This is a genomic window from Pelomonas sp. Root1237 (genome assembly GCF_001425055.1).
Lineage (GTDB): Bacteria > Pseudomonadota > Gammaproteobacteria > Burkholderiales > Burkholderiaceae_C > Pelomonas.
Map to the genome: position 1 here is coordinate 1 of NZ_LMDK01000011.1, position 16,941 is coordinate 16,941.

General features: G+C 62.3%; 13 protein-coding genes, 1 tRNA gene and 1 pseudogene. 1 reads left to right on the forward strand and 14 read right to left on the reverse strand.

Annotation, left to right across the window (positions count from 1 at the left end; genetic code table 11):
• The 4 genes from ASC91_RS07830 to rpsL all read right to left on the reverse strand — a co-directional run.
• Nucleotides 1-191 (reverse strand): GTP-binding protein (locus ASC91_RS07830; protein ID WP_235531897.1); only part of this gene is annotated, 191 nt, incomplete at its 3' end.
• A gap of 183 nt (nucleotides 192-374) precedes the next feature.
• Complete coding sequence (fusA, locus tag ASC91_RS07835) at nucleotides 375-2,477, reverse strand: elongation factor G (protein WP_056194779.1); 2,103 nt, start codon at nucleotides 2,475-2,477, stop codon at nucleotides 375-377.
• Nucleotides 2,478-2,546: 69 nt separating this feature from the next.
• On the reverse strand, nucleotides 2,547-3,017 hold the full coding sequence (gene rpsG / locus ASC91_RS07840) for a 30S ribosomal protein S7 (RefSeq protein WP_056194782.1): 471 nt from the start codon (nucleotides 3,015-3,017) through the stop codon (nucleotides 2,547-2,549).
• 155 nt (nucleotides 3,018-3,172) lie between these two features.
• On the reverse strand, nucleotides 3,173-3,547 hold the full coding sequence (gene rpsL, locus ASC91_RS07845) for a 30S ribosomal protein S12 (RefSeq protein WP_056194784.1): 375 nt from the start codon (nucleotides 3,545-3,547) through the stop codon (nucleotides 3,173-3,175).
• 160 nt (nucleotides 3,548-3,707) lie between these two features.
• Between rpsL and ASC91_RS07850 the strand changes: the two genes are divergently transcribed.
• Nucleotides 3,708-4,187, forward strand: coding sequence for a putative toxin-antitoxin system toxin component, PIN family (locus ASC91_RS07850; protein ID WP_056194786.1), 480 nt, complete (start codon nucleotides 3,708-3,710; stop codon nucleotides 4,185-4,187).
• Between the two features lie 68 nt (nucleotides 4,188-4,255).
• Here the strand turns inward: ASC91_RS07850 and rpoC are convergent, their stop codons facing one another.
• From rpoC to tuf, 10 genes and pseudogenes are all read right to left on the reverse strand, one after another.
• Nucleotides 4,256-8,473: a DNA-directed RNA polymerase subunit beta' gene (gene rpoC, locus ASC91_RS07855; protein WP_056194789.1), complete on the reverse strand. Its 4,218-nt coding sequence runs from the start codon at nucleotides 8,471-8,473 to the stop codon at nucleotides 4,256-4,258.
• 11 nt (nucleotides 8,474-8,484) lie between these two features.
• On the reverse strand, nucleotides 8,485-12,606 hold the full coding sequence (rpoB, locus tag ASC91_RS07860) for a DNA-directed RNA polymerase subunit beta (RefSeq protein ID WP_056194792.1): 4,122 nt from the start codon (nucleotides 12,604-12,606) through the stop codon (nucleotides 8,485-8,487).
• Nucleotides 12,607-12,940: 334 nt separating this feature from the next.
• Nucleotides 12,941-13,321 carry a 50S ribosomal protein L7/L12 gene (gene rplL / locus ASC91_RS07865; protein WP_056194794.1) on the reverse strand — a complete coding sequence of 127 codons (381 nt, stop codon included), beginning with the start codon at nucleotides 13,319-13,321 and terminating at the stop codon, nucleotides 12,941-12,943.
• Nucleotides 13,322-13,371: 50 nt separating this feature from the next.
• A complete protein-coding gene (rplJ, locus tag ASC91_RS07870) occupies nucleotides 13,372-13,908 on the reverse strand; it encodes a 50S ribosomal protein L10 (RefSeq protein WP_056194797.1) in 537 nt (178 codons plus the stop codon).
• 265 nt (nucleotides 13,909-14,173) lie between these two features.
• Nucleotides 14,174-14,884: a 50S ribosomal protein L1 gene (gene rplA / locus ASC91_RS07875; RefSeq protein ID WP_056194799.1), complete on the reverse strand. Its 711-nt coding sequence runs from the start codon at nucleotides 14,882-14,884 to the stop codon at nucleotides 14,174-14,176.
• Nucleotide 14,885: 1 nt separating this feature from the next.
• Nucleotides 14,886-15,323, reverse strand: a complete 438-nt coding sequence (gene rplK, locus ASC91_RS07880; RefSeq protein ID WP_056194802.1) for a 50S ribosomal protein L11 — start codon at nucleotides 15,321-15,323, stop codon at nucleotides 14,886-14,888.
• 271 nt (nucleotides 15,324-15,594) lie between these two features.
• Complete coding sequence (gene nusG, locus ASC91_RS07885; RefSeq protein WP_056194805.1) at nucleotides 15,595-16,170, reverse strand: transcription termination/antitermination protein NusG; 576 nt, start codon at nucleotides 16,168-16,170, stop codon at nucleotides 15,595-15,597.
• Between the two features lie 15 nt (nucleotides 16,171-16,185).
• The gene (gene secE, locus ASC91_RS07890) at nucleotides 16,186-16,572 is read right to left on the reverse strand and encodes a preprotein translocase subunit SecE (protein ID WP_056194808.1); all 387 of its coding nucleotides are present in this window, start codon (nucleotides 16,570-16,572) and stop codon (nucleotides 16,186-16,188) included.
• 140 nt (nucleotides 16,573-16,712) lie between these two features.
• Nucleotides 16,713-16,788 (reverse strand) — tRNA-Trp (locus ASC91_RS07895).
• Between the two features lie 15 nt (nucleotides 16,789-16,803).
• Nucleotides 16,804-16,941: pseudogene (gene tuf / locus ASC91_RS28760) on the reverse strand (elongation factor Tu); the annotation flags it as partial.

Genomic DNA, 16,941 nt, shown 5'->3' on the forward strand with positions numbered 1-16,941 from the left:
TTGATCGTGATGCCGCGGGCCTTTTCTTCAGGCGCTGCGTCGATCTGGTCGTAGGCCTTGGCCTCGCCGCCGAACTTCTTGGACAGCACGGTCGCGATTGCCGCGGTCAGCGTGGTCTTGCCGTGGTCAACGTGACCAATCGTGCCCACGTTCACGTGCGGCTTGGTCCGTTCAAACTTGCCTTTTGCCATTTTCTTGACTCCAGAGAAAGAGCATTGCCAGTCGGTTGGTTTTGCGTTTCCTCGTGAACCGGAAATCCCTGGTGACTGGCAACCCAGGGCGATCCACGAGAAGACGGCGGCGCAAGCCTCAGGCTCGCGCCGGCTTCTGAATCAGTGGAGTCGGAGCTGCTACGCAGGTCCAACCCCAGACCATTACTTTCCGCGAGCGGTAATGATGGCGTCGGCCACGTTCTTCGGAGCTTCGCTGTAGTGCTTGAACTCCATCGTGTACGTGGCACGGCCTTGCGACATCGAGCGCAGGGTCGTCGAGTAGCCGAACATTTCCGACAGCGGGACTTCGGCCTTGATGGCCTTGCCGCCACCGACCATGTCGTCCATGCCCTGCACCATGCCGCGGCGGCTGGACAGATCGCCCATCACGTTGCCGGCATAGTCTTCAGGCGTCTCGACTTCCACGGCCATCATCGGCTCCAGGATCACCGGCGAAGCCCTGCGGCAGCCTTCCTTGAAGCCCAGGGACGCAGCCATCTTGAACGCGTTTTCGTTCGAGTCGACATCATGGTACGAACCGAAGGTCAGCGTGACCTTGACGTCCACAACCGGGAAGCCAGCCAGCACGCCGTTCGGCAGGGAGTCGATAACACCCTTTTCGACCGCGGGGATGTATTCGCGCGGCACCACGCCGCCCTTGATGGCGTCGACGAACTCGAAGCCCTTGCCAGCTTCCTGCGGCTCGACGGTCAGCACGACGTGGCCGTACTGGCCCTTGCCCCCGGATTGGCGCACGAACTTGCCTTCGACGTCCGAAGCCGTCTTGCGGATGGTTTCGCGGTAGGCCACTTGCGGCTTGCCGACGTTGGCTTCCACGCCGAACTCGCGCTTCATGCGGTCGACGATGATTTCCAGGTGGAGCTCGCCCATGCCGGAGATGATGGTCTGGCCCGACTCTTCATCGGTGCGCAGACGGAAGGACGGGTCTTCCTTGGCCAGGCGGCCCAGGGCGATACCCATCTTTTCCTGGTCGGCCTTGGTCTTGGGCTCGACGGCCTGCGAGATCACGGGCTCAGGGAAGACCATCTTTTCCAGCGTGATGATGCTGTCCGGGTCGCACAGGGTTTCGCCCGTGGTGACGTCCTTCAAGCCCACGCAGGCGGCGATGTCGCCGGCCAGAATTTCCGAGATTTCTTCACGCTGGTTGGCGTGCATCTGCAGGATCCGGCCGATGCGTTCCTTCTTGCCGCGGATCGGGTTGTAGACCGAGTCGCCCGACTTCAGCACGCCCGAGTAGACGCGCACGAAGGTCAGCTGGCCGACGTAGGGGTCGGTCATCAGCTTGAAGGCCAGCGCAGCGAACTTCTCTTCGTCGATACGTTGGCGCACGACCGGCTTGTCGTCATCGTCGGTGCCAGGCACCGGCGGGATGTCAGCCGGCGAGGGCATGAAATCGATGATGCCGTCGAGCATGCGCTGCACGCCCTTGTTCTTGAAGGCGGTGCCGCAGAACATCGGCTGGATTTCAGCGGCGATCGTGCGCTTGCGGATGGCAGAGACGATTTCCTCTTCGTCCAGATCACCCGACTCCAGGTACTTGTTCATCAGCTCTTCGCTGGACTCAGCGGCGGCTTCGATGAGGTTTTCGCGCCACTTGACGGCCTCGGCCTGCAGGTCAGCCGGGATGTCTTCGTAGTTGAACTTCATGCCTTGCGAGGCTTCGTCCCAGATGATCGCCTTCATCTTGATGAGGTCGATCACGCCGGTGAACTTGTCTTCGGCGCCGATGGGGATGACGACGGGCACCGGATTAGCCTTGAGACGCAGCTTCATCTGGTCGTAGACCTTGAAGAAGTTCGCGCCGGTGCGGTCCATCTTGTTGACGAACGCGAGGCGGGGCACCTTGTACTTGTTGGCCTGGCGCCAGACGGTTTCCGACTGGGGCTGCACACCACCGACGGCGCAATAGACCATGCAGGCACCGTCCAGCACGCGCATCGAGCGCTCGACTTCAATCGTGAAGTCGACGTGCCCGGGGGTGTCGATGATGTTGATGCGGTGCTCGGGTCGAGCCAGGTCCATGCCCTTCCAGAAGCAGGTCGTGGCAGCAGAGGTGATCGTGATGCCACGCTCTTGCTCTTGCTCCATCCAGTCCATCGTGGCGGCGCCGTCATGCACCTCACCGATCTTGTGGTTCACGCCGGTGTAGTAAAGGATGCGCTCGGTCGTGGTGGTCTTGCCGGCATCGATGTGCGCAGAGATACCGATGTTGCGGTAGCGCTCGATGGGGGTTTTGCGGGCCATGGTTTGCTCCAGAAGACAGGAGCCGCCAGCGGGTTGGTAGAAACCCGAGGCGGCTGAAAGACAGTGAGTTTAGAAGCGGAAGTGCGAGAAAGCCTTGTTGGCTTCAGCCATGCGGTGAACTTCGTCGCGCTTCTTCATCGCGCCGCCACGGCCTTCAGCGGCCTCCAGCAGTTCATTGGCCAGGCGCTGGGCCATCGACTTCTCACCGCGCTTGCGAGCGGATTCCTTCAACCAACGCATGGCCAGAGCCATCCGGCGGACGGGGCGAACTTCCACGGGAACTTGGTAGTTCGCACCGCCGACACGGCGGGACTTCACTTCGACCATGGGCTTCACGTTGTTCAGGGCGACCATGAACACTTCCAGCGGATCCTTGCCGATCTTCTTCTCGACCTGCTCCAGGGCACCGTAAATGATGCGCTCAGCGACGGCCTTCTTGCCCGATTCCATGATGACGTTCATGAACTTGGACAGATCGACGGAGCCGAACTTGGGGTCCGGCAGGATTTCGCGCTTGGGTACTTCGCGACGACGTGGCATGGGATTCTTCCTTCTGCTTCAGTTGGAGGTGGCGTTTGCCGGACTCCGTTGGACAACCACCGACATCTGGGGTTATCCACTTACTCGGCTGACTGACATTTCAGCAGCCGCAACAACGTTGGTTCAGTCAATGCTGACTGAGCCGAACAAACGATTTACTTCTTCGGACGCTTCGCGCCGTACTTGGAACGCGATTGCTTGCGATCCTTGACGCCTTGCAGGTCGAGCGAACCACGGACGATGTGGTAACGAACGCCGGGCAAGTCTTTCACACGGCCGCCGCGCACGAGCACAACGCTGTGTTCTTGCAGGTTGTGGCCTTCACCGCCGATGTACGAGATGACCTCGAAACCGTTGGTCAGACGCACCTTGGCGACCTTACGCAGAGCCGAGTTCGGCTTCTTGGGCGTGGTGGTATAGACGCGGGTGCAGACACCGCGGCGCTGCGGGCAATTCTGCATCGCAGGCGACTTGGATTTGGTGACCTCGGCCTCTCGACCGTGGCGCACCAGTTGATTGATGGTTGGCATAAACGACTTGTTCCCGTTTGAAGTCTGTGAGCCTTCGCTGATTTTTAGGCACGCAGCAATGCGCCGCCCAAAAGGCAAAGAGCCGAGGATTGTAGACCGGCGGGGAATTCGGCACAAGGGTCTGCCCGGATGCATGCGCCATGCCCTGTAAGCTGACGACATGGCCGCCTCCACCCCGCCCGCCGCCTTACCCAGCTTCCCGTCTTCCGCTGCAGACAAGCCGGCCATCGTCATCGACACCCAGGTCGTGATGGACTGGCTGGTGTTCCGCGACTCACGCATTCAGGCTTTGATCACCGCGGTCACTTCGGGCACGTTGCGCTGGCTGGTAGCGCCACCCATGCGCGATGAGATCCGACATGTGCTGGGTCGCGGCGTCGCGGCGAGCTATGCGCCAGATCTGGTCTTCATCGAGGCACAGTTCGACGCCCACGCGCAGCCGGTCGAGACCATCGAGCCCCAGCCCCTGGCCTCGCGCTTGGTCTGCCGCGACCCCGACGACCAGAAATTCATTGATCTGGCACTCTCGAGCCGGGCGCGCTGGCTGATCTCACGCGACAAGGCCGTGCTGGCGCTGGCCAAGCGCGCCCGGCCGCGCGGGCTGCTCATCGTGACGCCGGAACGCTGGTCGCTCGAATGAGCCCACCAAATAAAAAGCCGCCCGCAGCTTGAACCGCGGGCGGCTTCGGAGGGTAGAACCCTCGGGGCTTATTCAGCCGAGCTGTCGCCAGCGTCCACGCCAGCCATCTGTGCAGCGGCCAATTCCTCGGCCTCCTGCAGCGCGATGGCACGGCGCTCGGCGTCGTCCATGGCTTCCTTGACGCGGCGCGCCTCGTGGAAGGCCATGCCGGTGCCCGCGGGGATCAAACGCCCGACGATGACGTTTTCCTTCAGGCCACGCAGCTCGTCGCGCTTGCCCATGATGGCAGCCTCGGTGAGCACGCGGGTCGTTTCCTGGAAGGAAGCGGCCGAGATGAACGAATCGGTCGACAGCGAGGCCTTGGTGATACCCAGCAGCACGTCCGCGTGGATGGCAATCATCTTGCCTTCCTTGCGCAATCGGTCGTTGGTATCCAGCAGCTCCGAGCGCTCGACCTGCTCGTTGAGGATGTAGGTCGAATCGCCCGGGTTGGTAATCATCACGCGACGCAGCATCTGGCGAACGATCACCTCGATGTGCTTGTCGTTGATCTTCACGCCCTGCAGACGGTAGACGTCCTGCACTTCGTCGACGATGTAGCGCGCCAGTTCCTCGATGCCCAGCAGGCGCAGGATGTCCTGCGGATCCGCTGCGCCGTCGACGATCAGCTCGCCGCGGTTGACCACCTGGCCTTCGTGCACCAGGATGTTCTTTTCCTTGGGCACGAGTTCCTCGTGGGCCTTGCCGTCCGGGTCGGTGATCTGCAGGCGAATCTTGCCCTTAGTCTCCTTACCGAACGACACGGTACCGGTCTGCTCAGCGAGCACACCGACATCCTTCGGGCTTCGCGCTTCGAACAACTCCGCCACACGCGGCAGACCGCCGGTAATGTCACGGGTCTTCTGGCCTTCGACCGGGATACGGGCGAGCACTTCACCGGGCAGCAGCTCCTGGCCGTCGCGGATCTGGATCAGCGAGCCGACCTGGAAGCCGATGGCCACCGAGTGATCGGTACCCGGGATCTTGACTTCGTGGCCACCAGCGTCCAACAGCTTGACCTGCGGGCGGATCACCTTGGCCGCACCGCGGCGCTTCGGGTCGATGACGACCAGGGTCGACAGACCGGTCACCTCGTCCACCTGCTTGGCGACGGTCACGCCTTCCTCGACGTTCTCGAACTTTGCCTTGCCGGCGAATTCCGTGATGATCGGACGGGTCAGCGGGTCCCAGTTCGCGAGCACCACACCGGCCTTGATAGTCTGGCTGGCCTTGATGTTCAGGATCGCGCCGTACGGCACCTTGTGACGCTCACGCTCGCGGCCGTGCGGGTCGGAAATGACGATCTCGCCGGAGCGGGAAATCACCACCAGTTCGCCCTTGCCGTTGGTGACGTAGCGCATCGTGGCGTTGAAGCCGATGATGCCGTCCGACTTGGCTTCGACGCTGGAGGCCACCGCTGCACGCGACGCCGCACCGCCGATGTGGAAGGTCCGCATCGTCAGCTGCGTACCGGGTTCGCCGATGGACTGCGCGGCAATGACGCCGACAGCTTCACCGACGTTCACCAGGCCACCGCGGCCGAGGTCGCGGCCATAGCACTTGGCGCAAAGGCCAAAACGTGTGGCGCAGGTCAGCGGCGTGCGGACCTTGATTTCGTCGACACCAGCGGCTTCCAGCACGTCCAGCGTGTCTTCGTCCAGCATGTGGCTGGCACCCAGCAGCGAAATCTGGGTCTCGGGGTGCACAACATCGATCGCGGTGACGCGGCCGAGGACGCGGTCACGCAGCGATTCGATGACTTCACCACCTTCGACCAAGGCACGCATCGCCATGCCGTTGTCGGTGCCGCAGTCATTCTCGATGACCACCAGATCCTGGGTCACGTCGACCAGGCGACGCGTCAGGTAGCCGGAGTTCGCGGTCTTCAGCGCCGTGTCCGCCAGGCCCTTACGAGCACCGTGGGTGGAGATGAAGTACTGCAACACGTTCAGGCCTTCACGGAAGTTCGCCGTGATGGGGGTCTCGATGATGGAGCCGTCCGGCTTGGCCATCAGGCCGCGCATGCCAGCCAACTGGCGGATCTGGGCCGCGCTACCGCGGGCACCCGAGTCGGCCATCATGTAGATCGAGTTGAAGGACTCCTGGTCGACGGTCTTGCCATGACGGTCCACGGTCTTCTCGACCTTGAGGTGGTCCATCATTTTCTTGCCGATTTCGTCGCCGGCCTTGCCCCAGATGTCCACGACCTTGTTGTAGCGCTCGCCGGCCGTCACGAGACCCGAGACGTACTGCTGCTCGATCTCCTTGACTTCCTTCTCGGCGCGCTCGATCAGCGTGTGCTTCTGAGCGGGCACCAGCATGTCGTCGATGGCGATGGAGATACCGGCGCGCGTGGCGAGCTTGAAGCCGCTTTGCAGCAGCTTGTCGGCCAGCACGACGGTTTCCTTCAGGCCGCACTTGCGGAAGGAGGTGTTGATCAGCTTGCTGATTTCCTTCTTCTTGAGTGCCTTGTTGATGTTCGAGAACGGCAGGCCCTTGGGCAGGATCTCGGACAGCAAAGCACGGCCGACGGTGGTGTCCGTTAGCTTGGTCTCGGCCACGAACTCGCCCGTGTCCTTGTCCTTGGTCCACTCGACCAGACGCACGCTGATCTTGGCGGTGATCTCGACGGCACCGTTTTCCAGCGCACGGATCATCTCGGGAATGTCCGAGAAGATCATGCCCTCGCCCTTGCCGTTGGTGCGTTCGCGAGTCGCGTAGTACAGACCCAGCACCACGTCTTGCGACGGCACGATCGATGGTTCGCCGGAAGCCGGGAACAGCACGTTGTTGGAGGCCAGCATCAGCGTGCGGGCTTCCATCTGCGCTTCGATCGACAGCGGCACGTGGACGGCCATCTGGTCACCGTCGAAGTCGGCGTTGAAGGCCGAGCAGACGAGGGGGTGCAGCTGGATGGCCTTGCCTTCAATCAGCACGGGCTCGAAAGCCTGGATACCGAGGCGGTGCAGCGTCGGGGCACGGTTCAGCAGGACCGGGTGCTCCTTGATGACTTCTTCGAGGATGTCCCAGACCACCGGCGTGCCGGATTCGACTTCCTTCTTGGCAGCCTTGATCGTCGTCGCGATGCCCATGGCTTCGAGACGGCTGAAGATGAAGGGCTTGAAGAGTTCAAGCGCCATCAGCTTGGGCAGGCCGCACTGGTGCAGCTTGAGCGTCGGGCCCACCACGATGACCGAACGGCCCGAGTAGTCGACGCGCTTGCCCAGCAAGTTCTGCCGGAAGCGACCGCTCTTGCCCTTGATCATGTCGGCCAGCGACTTGAGGGCACGCTTGTTCGCGCCGGTCATCGCCTTGCCGCGGCGACCGTTGTCCAGCAGCGAGTCAACGGCTTCCTGCAACATGCGCTTTTCGTTGCGCACGATGATTTCAGGGGCCTTCAGCTCGAGCAGGCGGGCCAGGCGGTTATTGCGGTTGATGACACGACGGTAAAGGTCGTTCAAATCGGAAGTCGCGAAGCGGCCGCCGTCCAGCGGCACCAACGGACGCAGGTCCGGCGGCAGCACGGGCAGCACGTCCAGCACCATCCAGTTCGGCTTGATGCCGGACTTCTTGAAGGCCTCCATGACCTTCAAGCGCTTGGAGTTCTTCTTGACCTTGAGCTCGGAGCCGGTCATGTCGTTGCGCAGGCGATCGATCTCGATGTCGAGATCCATTTCCTGCAGCAGGTTCTTGATGCCCTCGGCGCCCATCAGCGCGATGAACTCGTCGCCGAATTCGATGCGCTTGGCGTCGTAGTCGTCCTCGCTCATGATCGAGAACTTCTTCAGCGGGGTCATACCCGGGTCGACGACCACATACGCTTCGAAGTACAGCACGCGTTCGATGTCGCGCAGCGTCATGTCGAGCACCAGGCCCAGACGCGACGGCAGGCTCTTCAGGAACCAGATGTGCGCGCAGGGCGCGGCCAGGTCGATGTGGCCCATGCGGTCACGACGGACCTTGGTCTGGGTGACTTCAACGCCGCACTTCTCGCAGATGACGCCGCGGTGCTTCAGGCGCTTGTACTTGCCGCACAGGCACTCGTAGTCCTTGATCGGGCCAAAGATCTTGGCGCAGAACAGGCCGTCGCGTTCCGGCTTGAAGGTGCGGTAGTTGATGGTCTCGGGCTTCTTCACCTCGCCGAACGACCAGCTGCGGATCTTCTCCGGAGAAGCCAGGCCGATCTGGATGGCATCGAAATGCTCATCGGGGGTGAATTGCTTGAATAGGTCGAGTAGTCCCTTCATGCATCTGCTCCTTAGTTCTTGACCAGTTCAATGTCGATGCCAAGGGAACGGATTTCCTTGACCAGAACATTGAAGGATTCCGGCATGCCGGCTTCGATGGCGTGTTCGCCCTTGACGATGGACTCGTACACCTTGGTGCGCCCGTTCACGTCATCGGACTTGACCGTCAGCATTTCCTGCAGGATGTAGGAGGCGCCATAGGCTTCAAGCGCCCAGACTTCCATTTCGCCGAAACGCTGGCCGCCGAACTGCGCCTTGCCGCCCAGCGGTTGCTGCGTGACGAGCGAGTACGGGCCAGTCGAACGGGCGTGCATCTTGTCGTCCACCAGGTGGTGCAGCTTCAGCACGTGCATGTAGCCGACGGTGACCGGGCGCTCGAACTGCTCGCCGGTGCGGCCGTCGCACAGCCAGGCCTGGGTGCGCGTAGCGGTCAGGCCCTTCTTGGCGGCAATGTCGTCCGGGTACGCCAGCTTGAGCATGCCGCGGATTTCTTCTTCCTTGGCACCATCGAAGACCGGCGTCGCGAAGGGCACGCCCTTGGCGAGGTTCGCGGCCATCTCCAGCACTTCGTCGTCCGTCAGGTCTTCGATGCGTTCCGTCTTGCCACCGCTCTGGTTGTAGAGCTGGTCGAACAGCTTGCGCAGCTCGGCAACCTTGGTGTGCTGCTGCAGCATGTCGCCGATGCGCTGGCCGATGCCCTTGCCGGCCCAGCCCAGATGCACTTCGAGAACCTGACCCACGTTCATCCGCGAGGGCACGCCCAGCGGATTCAGCACGATGTCGGCAGGCGTGCCGTCGGCCATGTAGGGCATGTCTTCGATCGGGGTGACCTTGGACACCACACCCTTGTTGCCGTGACGGCCGGCCATCTTGTCGCCAGGCTGCAGGCGGCGCTTGACGGCCAGGTAGACCTTGACCATCTTCAGCACGCCAGCGGGCAGCTCGTCGCCCTGCGTCAGCTTCTTGCGCTTTTCTTCAAAAGCCAGGTCGAAGCTGTGGCGAGTCTGGTCGAGCGAGTTCTTGATCGACTCGAGCTGGTTGGCGATGTCTTCCTCGGCGGGACGGATGTCGAACCAATGGAACTTCTCGACCGAGGCCAGGTATTCCTTGTCGATGGCCGTGCCCTTGGCGATCTTCTGCGGGCCGCCGTTGGCGAGCTTGCCGACGAGCAGCTTCTCGATACGGTCGAAGGCGTCGCTCTCGACGATGCGCAGCTGGTCGTTCAGGTCCAAGCGGTAGCGCTTGAGCTCGTCGTCGATGATCTGCTGGGCGCGCTTGTCGCGCTGGATGCCTTCACGGGTGAAGACCTGCACGTCGATGACGGTGCCGTTGGTGCCTTGGTCGACACGCAGCGACGTGTCCTTCACGTCCGAAGCCTTCTCGCCGAAGATGGCGCGAAGCAGCTTCTCTTCCGGCGTCAGCGTCGTCTCGCCCTTGGGCGTGACCTTGCCGACCAGCACGTCGCCAGGGTTCACCTCGGCACCGACGTAGACGATGCCCGACTCGTCCAGACGGCCGAGTTGTTGCTCCGACAGATTCGGGATGTCGCGGGTGATTTCCTCGGCGCCCAGCTTGGTGTCACGCGCGTTGACGACCAGTTCCTCGATATGGATCGAGGTGTAGCGGTCTTCGGCAATGACGCGTTCGGAGATCAGGATCGAGTCTTCGAAGTTGTAGCCGTTCCAGGGCATGAACGCGACCAGCATGTTCTGGCCCAGGGCCAGCTCACCGATGTCGGTGGACGCGCCGTCGGCAATGATGTCCTCGGCTGCCACCTTGTCGCCACGGCGCACGATCGGGCGCTGGTGGATGTTGGTGTTCTGGTTGGAACGCTGGTACTTGATCAGGTTGTAGATGTCGACACCGACCTCACCGGCCACGGTCTCGTCATCGTTCACGCGGATCACGATGCGGTTCGTGTCGACGTAATCGACAACGCCGCCGCGGCGAGCCGCGACCACCGTGCCCGAGTCCTTCGCAGCCACGCGCTCGACGCCCGTACCCACGAAAGCCTTCTCGGGACGCAGCACCGGCACAGCCTGGCGCTGCATGTTGGCGCCCATCAGCGCGCGGTTCGCATCATCGTGCTCCAGGAAGGGCACGAGCGAAGCCGCGACCGACACGATCTGCGTCGGCGCCACGTCCATGTACTGGATGCGCTCAGGAGACGTCAGCACCGACTCGCCGTTCTCACGGGCCGAGACCAGCTCGTCCGTCAGCTCGCCGGTCGTGTTCAGCGTCGCATTCGCCTGGGCGATGACGTACTTGCCTTCCTCGATGGCGGACAGGTAGTCGATCTGGTCGGTGACGTGACCGTCAACAACGCGGCGATACGGCGTTTCCAGGAAACCGTACTCGTTGAGCTGAGCGAACAGCGCCAGCGAGTTGATCAGGCCGATGTTCGGGCCTTCCGGCGTTTCGATCGGGCAGACGCGGCCGTAGTGGGTCGGGTGCACGTCGCGGACTTCGAAGCCAGCGCGCTCGCGGGTCAAACCACCCGGGCCAAGAGCGGAAACACGACGCTTGTGCGTGATTTCCGACAGCGGGTTGGTCTGGTCCATGAACTGCGACAGCTGCGACGCACCGAAGAACTCCTTCAGCGCCGCGGAGATCGGCTTGGAGTTGATCAGGTCGTGCGGCATCAGGGCTTCGGTCTCGGCCTGGCCCAGACGTTCCTTGACGGCCTTCTCGATGCGGGCGAGGCCCGAGCGGTACTGGTTTTCGGCCAGTTCGCCCACGCAACGCACGCGGCGATTGCCCAAGTGGTCGATGTCGTCCACTTCGCCGCGGCCATTGCGCAGCTCGACGAGGATCTTGACGACGTCAAGGATGTCCTCGTTGGACAGGTTCATGTTGCCTTCGGGCGTGTCACGGCCGACACGCGCGTTGAACTTCATGCGGCCGACACGGCTCAGGTCGTAGGTGTCGGTGCTGTAGAACAGGCGATTGAACAGCGCTTCGACGGCGTCTTCCGTCGGCGGTTCGCCGGGGCGCATCATGCGGTAGATGGCGACGCGGGCGGCCAGCTGCGTTTCGGTCTCGTCAGACGCCAGCGTCTGCGAGATGTAGGCGCCTTCGTCCAGCTCGTTCGTGAACAGGCACTGGATTTCCTTGACGCCGGCCTGGCGCAGCTTCTTCAGCAGCGCGTCGGTCAGTTCGTCATTGGCCTTGGCGATGATCTCGCCGGTATCGGCGTCGATCATGTTCTTGGCCAGCACGCGGCCGACCAGGAAGTCCTCGGGCACCGAGATGTGCTGCGTGCCGGACTGCTCCAGCTGGCGCGCATGGCGGGCCGTGATGCGCTTGTCCTTCTCGACGATGACGGCACCCGACTTGTCGACGATGTCGAAACGGGCGACTTCACCCTTCAGGCGGTCGGCAACGAATTCGAGCTGCGCGCCAACATCCATCAGGCGGAAGTTGTCGAACACGAAGAAGTGGGCCAGGATCTGTTCCGGCTTCAGGCCGATGGCCTTCAGTAGGATGGTGACCGGCATCTTGCGGCGGCGGTCAACGCGGAAGTACAGGATGTCCTTCGGGTCGAACTCGAAGTCCAGCCAGGAGCCGCGGTAAGGAATGATGCGAGCGCTGAACAGCAGCTTGCCCGAACTGTGGGTCTTGCCCTTGTCGTGCTCGAAGAACACGCCAGGTGAGCGGTGCAGCTGCGACACGATGACGCGCTCGGTACCGTTGACGATGAAGCTACCGTAGTCGGTCATCAGGGGCACTTCGCCCATGTAGACCTCTTGCTCCTTGATTTCCTTGACCGTCTTGGCCTGCGGGCTCTCACGGTCATAGATGATCATCTGCAGGCGCGCGCGCACGGCGGCTGCATAGGTCAACCCACGCTGTTGGCACTCACGGGTGTCGAACGGCGGCTTGGCGATGTTGAACTCGAGGAACTTCATCTCGACGAAACCGTTGTGCGAAACAATCGGGAACGCCGAGAGGAAGGCCGCCTGCAGCCCTTCGGGCTTGCGTTTGGCGGCGGGCACGTCCTTTTGCAGGAAGGCCACGTAGCTGTCCTTCTGCATCGTGAGCAGATAGGGAACGTTGAGAACGCTCTCGCGCTTGCCGAAGCTCTTGCGGATCCGCTTGCGCTCGGTATAGCTGTAGGGGGTTGCTTGCGCCATAAACACTCCGTGTCGAGCCCACCCCTGGCCGTGGGGCGAGCCGCGTCGGCGACTGGCTGGCTCACTCACCCAGAACGGGCGGCTGCCTAGCTTGGTGGTTGGCCACTACCAACCGCTGGCGGACAACTTCGGCATTGCACCGAAGTCCGACCAAACTGGTTCTCTGCAGTCGGATCAGAGAACACGTGAAAGAACCGCGCATCATACCCGCGCGAGGTCTTTCACCTGTTCTCAAGCAGGATTAACCCGCAAAGACAAAAAAGGGGAAGCCCAAAGGCAACCCCTTTTCTAGTCAGTGGGGCCGGACCTGCTGCACAGGCCCCACCCCAAAGTCTTACTTCAGCTCAGCCTTGGCGCCGGCTTCCACCAGCTTCTTGACTGCAGCTTCGCCGTCGGCCTTGGAAACGGCTTCCTTGACGTTCTTCGGAGCGCCGTCGACCAGGTCCTTGGCTTCCTTCAGACCCAGGCCCGTGATTTCACGGACGGCCTTGATGACGGAGACCTTCTGCGCGCCGGCTTCGGTCAGCACGACGTTGAACTCGGTCTTCTCTTCAACGGCAGCAGCGGCGCCGCCGCCGGCGCCACCGGCGGCCGGAGCAGCCATCGAAGCGGCGGACACGCCGAACTTCTCTTCAATTGCCTTGACCAGATCGTTCAGCTCCAGAACGGTCATGCTGTCCAGCGAGGCCAGGAAAGCGTCTTTATCGAATGCCATGATGAATTTCCTTAAAACAGATTGATTGCGTGTAACGCGTAGTTCGTCGATCAGGCGGCAGCCGGGGCTTCTTCAGCGGCAGCTTCCGTAGAAGCGGCGCCTTCGCCACGCTTTGCAGCCAGGGCAGCCAGCACGGCCGCGGTGCGTTGCACCGGCGACAGCAGCAGGCCTGCGATTTGCGACAGCAGCACTTCCTTGCTCGGGACGGATGCCAGCGCCTTCACGCCGTTCACGTCCAGAGCCTTGCCACCGTACGCACCGCCCTTGATGACGAGCTTGTCGTTGGTCTTGGCAAAGTCAGCGATGACTTTGGCAGCCGCGACAGCGTCTTCCGAAAAGCCGTAGATCAGCGGGCCGACCATGCTCTCCGAAGCAGCCTCGAACGGGGTGCCGGCGACAGCGCGACGCGCCAGGGTGTTCTTCAGTACGTGAAGATACACACCTTGGGCGCGCGCGGTGACGCGCAGCTTGTTCAAGGCTTCAACGGTGAGGCCACGGTACTCGGCCAGCGCCAGCGTCTGCGACTTGGCAGCTTGCGCTGCGACGTCGGAGACAACGACTGCCTTCTCGTTGCGATTGAGACTCAAGGTCTACTCCTCACATTTGCTCTCTCGGCCTTGCGGCTTTGGGAGCGCCAGGGATTCAGCGACCATCTGTCAGGAAACCCACCCCGATGGCTCGGAGCAGCAAACCCTTCAGCGGGACCGCCATCTGCGTTGGTTCTCAACTTGCGCCGAGATTTAAGGGGTCTCCACCAACGGTCTTGGATGACGCGCCGCCCCGGCGAACCGGAGCAGCGCCCCACCAATCTTGTTGCCCAGGGCCAGACTCGCCCCGAGCAGATTCAGTGCATCAAGCTGCGTTGGCTTGAGCGTTGATCGACGCGATTTCGACGCGGGCGCCGACGCCCATCGTCGAGGACACGGCGACCTTGCGCAGGTAGATGCCCTTGCTCGACGCCGGCTTGCTCTTGTTCAGAGCTTCGATCAGCGCGCGCAGGTTGCCTTCCAGCTTGTCGGTGTCGAACGAGCGACGGCCGAGGGTGCCGTGGATGATGCCGGCCTTGTCGACGCGGAACTGGACCTGGCCAGCCTTGGCGTTCTTGACGGCAGTGGCGACGTCCGGGGTCACGGTGCCAACCTTGGGGTTAGGCATCAGGCCGCGCGGGCCCAGGATCTGACCCAGAGTACCGACGACACGCATCGTGTCGGGCGAGGCGATGACCACGTCGAAGGGCATGTCGCCCGCCTTGACGCGCTCGGCCAGGTCTTCCATGCCGACGACGTCGGCGCCGGCGGCGCGGGCTTCATCAGCCTTGGCACCTTGGGCGAACACGGCGACGCGCTTGGTCTTGCCGGTGCCGTTGGGCAGCACGACGGCGCCACGAACGACCTGGTCCGACTTCTTGGCATCGATGCCGAGCTGAACGGCGACGTCGATAGATTCATCGAACTTGGCCGAGGCCAGGCTCTTGACCAGGTCCAGGGCTTCGGTCAGCGCGTACAGCTTGGTCGACTCGACCTTGCCAGCCAGCGCCTTTTGCTTCTTGGTGAGCTTGGCCATGTCAGACCCCTTCCACGATGATGCCCATCGAGCGGGCGGAGCCGGCGATGGTCTTGACTGCGGCGTCCATGCTGGCGGCCGTCAGGTCCTTGGTCTTGATCGTTGCGATCTCTTCCAACTGGGCGCGGGTCAGCTTGCCGACCTTATCCAGGTGGGGGCGCTGCGAGCCCTTCTCGATCTTCGCGGCCTTCTTGATCAACACGGTCGCCGGGGGCGACTTGATGACGAAGGTGAAGCTCTTGTCTGCGAACGCGGTGATGACCACCGGCAGCTTCATGCCGGGCTCGAAGCCACCAGCCGAAGTCTGGGCGTTGAACGCCTTGCAGAATTCCATGATGTTCAGGCCACGCTGACCAAGCGCGGGACCCACCGGGGGCGAAGGGTTGGCCTTGCCGGCCGGAATTTGCAGCTTGATGAAGCCGACAATCTTCTTTGCCATGTTTTCTCCAATCCAGTGCCCGGGCGGCAAGCCTGAACACCTGAGTGCTAGCGCATCGGACTCGGACCGAAGTCCTTACCTTTGCTCCTCTTGTCCGCCTCTCGTTGCAGACTGATCACGGGTCGACGTTAGGGGACGCCGGCCGAACCCAGGATTCTACTCTGCTGCTCAAATTTCAGGCTATGCAGCCCTTCACTTGGACGTCAGAGGTGCGCGTCGGACCTTTTGCCTTAGCCCTGCGGGCAGCGGCGAAAAGTTTGACGACGCGTCGTCAAACTTTTTCGACCTGCGAGAAGTCCAGTTCCACCGGCGTCGCGCGGCCGAAGATCGTGACCGACACACGCACCTTGGACTTGTCGTAGTTGACCTCTTCGACCGAGCCGTTGAAGTCGGTGAAGGGGCCTTCCTTGACGCGCACGACCTCGCCGACCGTCCACTCGACCTTGGGCCGTGGCTTCTCGACGCCTTCCTGCATCTGGTTGACGATCTTCATGACCTCGGCCTCCGAGATCGGGGCCGGGCGGTTCTTTGCGCCGCCCACAAAGCCCGTCACCTTGGACGTGTGCTTGACCAGATGCCAGGACTCGTCGTCCATCGCCATTTCCACCAGCACATAGCCCGGGAAGAAGCGGCGCTCGGTGACGGCTTTCTTGCCGTTCTTCAGCTCGACGACTTCTTCGGTTGGCACCAGGATGCGGCCGAACTTGTCCTGCATGCCGGCGCGGTCAATGCGCTCGCGCAGGTTGCGTTCGACAGCCTTTTCCATGCCCGAGTAGGCATGGACGACATACCAGCGCTTGGGCAGGCCCGTCSGGGCTTCGGTCGTGACGACTTGTTCTTCAGACATCAAGATTCCTTGCGATCAGCGCTTCCAGCCCAGGATCAGGTCGTACAGCACCCATTCCAACGTCTTGTCCGTCATCCACAGGAAGAGCGCCATGACGACGACGAAGGCAAACACATAGCCCGTCATCTGGGTCGCTTCCTTGCGGGTCGGCCAGACCACCTTCTTGACTTCACGCGTCGAGTCGCGGCCGTAGGCGATCAGCGCCTTGCCGTGTTCAGACGTAAAGAAAGCCGCCACGCCGGCGGCCAACAACACGAGCAGCGAGGCCCACTGCGCCAGCGGGCCTTGCTTGGACAGGCCGTAGTAGGCCGCCAGCGCGCCAATCAGCAGCAGTACCGCAACGGCCAGCTTGGCCTTGTCGGCGCCGCTGGTCACGGTCTCGACTTGGGGAGGATTCGCCATCACTTCACTTTCACGCGCCGCTTTGAAGCGGCTGTCAGACGCTGCCAAGGTTTGTCGCCATCAGCAGCAAGGCCCGCCGAGATCTCTCTCGCGGGCCGATGCTTGTTGCCAGGAAACCAACCGTCGTGATCAGCGACTGTTGGCAGGGGCAGAGGGTCTCGAACCCCCAACCTTCGGTTTTGGAGACCGACGCTCTGCCAATTGAGCTATGCCCCTGTGGCCTTGAAAAACTTACGCGATGATCGTGGCGACGACGCCCGAGCCGACGGTACGACCACCTTCACGGATGGCGAAGCGCAGGCCGGTTTCCATCGCGATCGGCGCGATCAGCTTCACGGTGATGCCGACGTTGTCGCCGGGCATGACCAT